This window comes from Streptomyces calidiresistens, from assembly GCF_014141525.1.
In the GTDB taxonomy this organism is placed as follows: domain Bacteria; phylum Actinomycetota; class Actinomycetes; order Streptomycetales; family Streptomycetaceae; genus Streptomyces; species Streptomyces calidiresistens.
Map to the genome: position 1 here is coordinate 1 of NZ_VKHS01000596.1, position 3,490 is coordinate 3,490.

Consider the following 3,490-nt stretch of genomic DNA (forward strand, 5'->3'; position numbering starts at 1 on the left):
CCGGTGACCGACCCCGCCGCCGACCGTCCCCGTCGCCCGGATCCCGGTGTGCCCGGGGCGGATCCCCCCGATCCCGTCGACCGGCGGGCCCTGGACGAGGCGGTGCACGGAACCGCCGAACTGATCGGCATCGACACCGTCAACCGCGGGGGCGGGGACGGCCGGGAACGCGAGGCGGCCGAGTGGGTCGCCGAGCGCCTGGCCGGGGCCGGACTCGAACCCCGCCTGCTGGAGAAGGCCCCCGGTCGCACCAATGTCGTCGCCCGCCTGTCCGGTTCCGACCCCCGGGCCGACGCCCTCCTGGTGCACGGTCATCTGGACGTGGTTCCCGCGGACGCCGCCGACTGGACCGTGCCCCCCTTCGCCGGGGAGATCCGGGACGGCGTGGTGTGGGGGCGCGGCGCGGTGGACATGAAGAACGCCGTGGCCATGACCGTGGCCCTGGTGCGCGCCTGGTCCCGGGCCGGGGTGCGCCCGCGCCGCGACATCGTCCTCGCCTTCACCGCCGACGAGGAGGACACCGCCGAGTACGGCGCCGGCCACCTGGTGCGCGAACACGCCGACCTGTTCGAGGGGTGCACCGAGGCCATCGGCGAGTCCGGGGCCTTCACCTGCCACACCACCGACGGCCGACGGCTGTACCCGGTGGCCGCCGGTGAGCGCGGAACCTCCTGGGTACGGCTCACCGCCCGGGGACGCGCCGGCCACGGATCCAAGGTCAATCGGGAGAACGCCGTGGCACGGCTGGCCGCCGCCGTGAACCGCATCGCCGAGCACCACTGGCCGCTGCGCCCGGCGCCCGCCGTGCGCGCAGCCCTGGTCGAGTTGGCCGTGCTGCACGACGTCCGCCCCCCGCGGGGCGACGGGGACCCGGCCGGCGCGGACGCCGACCGCGAGGGGCCCGACGGCTGCCGTCGGGCCTGGGAGGCCGTCCTCGCCGACACCCCGGGGGACGCCGCGCACATCGCGGTCCGGGAGCGCGCCGTCTCCGAACTCCTCGACGCGATCGGCCCGGCCGCCGCCCTGGTCCGCTCCACCCTGCGCAACAGCGCCAACCCCACCGTCCTGGAGGCCGGGGGGAAGATCAACGTCATCCCCGGGCGGGCCGCCGGCGCGGTGGACGGCCGCGTGGTGCCCGGCGGGGAGGAGGAGTTCACCGAGACCATGGACCGGCTCACCGGCCCGTGGGTGGAGTGGGAGTACCACCACCACGAAAGGCCCCTGGAGGCCCCGTTGGACTCGCGGACCTACGCGGTGCTGCGCGGTTCGCTGCTGCACTTCGACCCCGGCGCCCACGTGGTGCCGTACTTCATGTCCGGCGGGACCGACGCCAAGCAGTTCGCCCGACTGGGCATCGTCGGTTACGGGTTCACACCGCTGCGACTGCCGCCCGGTTTCGACTACCAGGCGATGTTCCACGGCGTGGACGAGCGGGTTCCGGCCGAGGCCCTGCACTTCGGCGTCCGGGCCCTGGATCGCGCCCTGCGCACCCTCTGACCACCGGCCGGGGCGGCACGGACCCGACCCCGTGCCGCCCCGGCCGGCGGTTCCGGTGGGCATACGGGACACATCGCCCCTAGGGTGGATGGAGTGCCCCGATCGGGTGGGATCGTCGTGTTCCCGGCGGCCCCGTCGCGTCGCGCCGCCGGTTCCGGGCACGGCCCGGCGGCGGAGCGGGGAGGCCGATCGACACGCGGCCCCGAACGGGGTGACAGCACGCGAACGAGACCTCCGGGAGGCAGAAGATGACCACCGCCGCCGACATCATGCACGCCGGTGTCCGCTGGATTCCGGCCGGGGAAACCCTGGACCGCGCGGCCCAGTTGATGCGCGAACTCGACGTGGGAGCCCTGCCCATCAGCGACAACGACGACCGGATGTGCGGCATCGTCACCGATCGCGACATCGTGGTGAAGTGCGTGGCCGCCGGCCACGATCCCTCGAAGGTGACCTGCGGAGATCTGGCGGAGGGGACCCCGCGGTGGGTGGGGACCGAGGCCGATGTCGACGAGGTGCTCCGGGAGATGACGGAGCACCGGATCCGCCGGCTGCCGGTCATCGACGGGGACAAGCGACTCGTCGGCATGATCAGCGAGGCCGACCTCGTCCGTCACCTGGACGAGGACCGCATCGCCGCCTTCTGCGAGCACGTCTACGCCGAGTCGCGCTGATCCACCGGATCCACCGACCCGGCCCCCGGTGTCCGGGGACGCGTGCCGGGTCCCGGAGACCCGCCCCCGCCGGCCCATCCCCTGCCGGCGGGGGCGTTCCGGCGTCCGGGGACCGGAGGCCGACCGCCGGGCCGCCGGCTCCCGGGCTGCGGAGCGCCGGGAGCCGGAGCATGCTGGAGCCATGACTGCGCGCACGCCCTCCGCGGGGGCGGCCGACCGGCGACCCCCCGGCCGGGTCCGGGCCTTCCTGACCCCCGGCCGGATCGTGGCCCTGCTGGTCACCGCCGCCACCCTGGTCTTCGTCTTCCAGAACACCCGACAGACCCGGATCCGCCTGCTGGTCCCCGAGGTCGTGATGCCCCTGTGGGTGGCCCTGCTGGGCACCCTCCTGATCGGCCTGCTGGTCGGCGGATACCTCGGATACCGCCACGGTCGGCGGTGAGGTCGAACCCCCCGGAGCGGATCACCCGCGGCAGAGCACCTCGCCGTGCAGCACCGCGAACCAGCCGTCCCCGGCGGCCGCCCACTCCCGCCACCCCGCCGAGATCTCCGACAACTCCTCCTCCGTGGCGTGGCCGCCGGCCACCGCGAGGCGGGCGAACTCCGAGGCCACGCTCCGTTCCGCCCACAACCCGCCCCACCACTCCCGGTCGGCCGGTTCGGCGAAGCACCAGGCCGAGGCCGAGGGTGTGATGTCGGTGAAGCCCGCCTCCCGGGCCCACCCCCACAGCCGCCGACCCGCGTCGGGTTCCCCGCCGGCCGCCCGGGCCACCCGCGGGTACAGCTCGGCCCACCGATCCAGCGCGGGCGGCCGGGGCCACCAGGTCATCGCGGCGTAGTCGGTGTCGCGGACCGCCACCAGCCCGCCGGGCCGGCACAGCCGGCGCATCGTGCGCAGTGCCCCCACGGGGTCACCCAGGTGCTGCAACACCTGGTGCGCGTGCACCACGTCGAAGCCCCCGGCGGGCAGGCCCGCCTCCTCCGGGGCGGTGATGTCACCCGTCACGAAGCGCGGGTTCCCGGTGGTGACCCCCCGCGCCGACGCCTCCCCACGGGCGATCCCCACCACCTCGGGGGCCGGGTCGATGCCGATCACCGTGCCCGGCGCGACCCGCTCGGCCAGATCGAGCGTGATGGTGCCCGGGCCGCACCCCACGTCCAGGAGGGTCATCCCCGGTCGCAGGTGGGGCAGCAGGTGGGCCGCCGAGTTCTCCGCCGTCCGCCATCGGTGCGAGCGCAGCACCGAGGCGTGGTGGCCGTGGGCGTAGACCGCCGCGGGTCCCCCGGGGTGCGGGGTCGCGGATCCGGTGGGGCGCCTG

4 protein-coding genes are annotated in these 3,490 nt (G+C 75.4%); 3 read left to right on the forward strand and 1 reads right to left on the reverse strand.

From position 1 onward, the window contains the following. Nucleotides 1-48 precede the first annotated feature (48 nt). From FOE67_RS20160 to FOE67_RS20170, 3 genes are all read left to right on the forward strand, one after another. On the forward strand, nt 49-1,497 hold the full coding sequence (locus FOE67_RS20160; protein ID WP_182666254.1) for a M20/M25/M40 family metallo-hydrolase: 1,449 nt from the start codon (nt 49-51) through the stop codon (nt 1,495-1,497). Between the two features lie 248 nt (nt 1,498-1,745). Further along, nucleotides 1,746-2,171: a CBS domain-containing protein gene (locus tag FOE67_RS20165; protein WP_182666253.1), complete on the forward strand. Its 426-nt coding sequence runs from the start codon at nt 1,746-1,748 to the stop codon at nt 2,169-2,171. Between the two features lie 181 nt (nt 2,172-2,352). Beyond that, a complete protein-coding gene (locus tag FOE67_RS20170) occupies nt 2,353-2,613 on the forward strand; it encodes a hypothetical protein (protein ID WP_228474087.1) in 261 nt (86 codons plus the stop codon). A gap of 21 nt (nt 2,614-2,634) precedes the next feature. Here the strand turns inward: FOE67_RS20170 and FOE67_RS20175 are convergent, their stop codons facing one another. Continuing rightward, the gene (locus tag FOE67_RS20175) at nt 2,635-3,414 is read right to left on the reverse strand and encodes a methyltransferase domain-containing protein (protein ID WP_182666256.1); all 780 of its coding nucleotides are present in this window, start codon (nt 3,412-3,414) and stop codon (nt 2,635-2,637) included. Between the last annotated feature and the right edge of the window lie 76 nt (nt 3,415-3,490).

What these genes read in the sequence shown, in the direction of transcription:
- FOE67_RS20165 (WP_182666253.1), top strand. Translation starts at nt 1,746, where the DNA reads ATGACCACCGCCGCCGACATCATGCACGCCGGTGTCCGCTGGATTCCG.
- FOE67_RS20170 (WP_228474087.1), top strand. Translation starts at nt 2,353, where the DNA reads ATGACTGCGCGCACGCCCTCCGCGGGGGCGGCCGACCGGCGACCCCCC.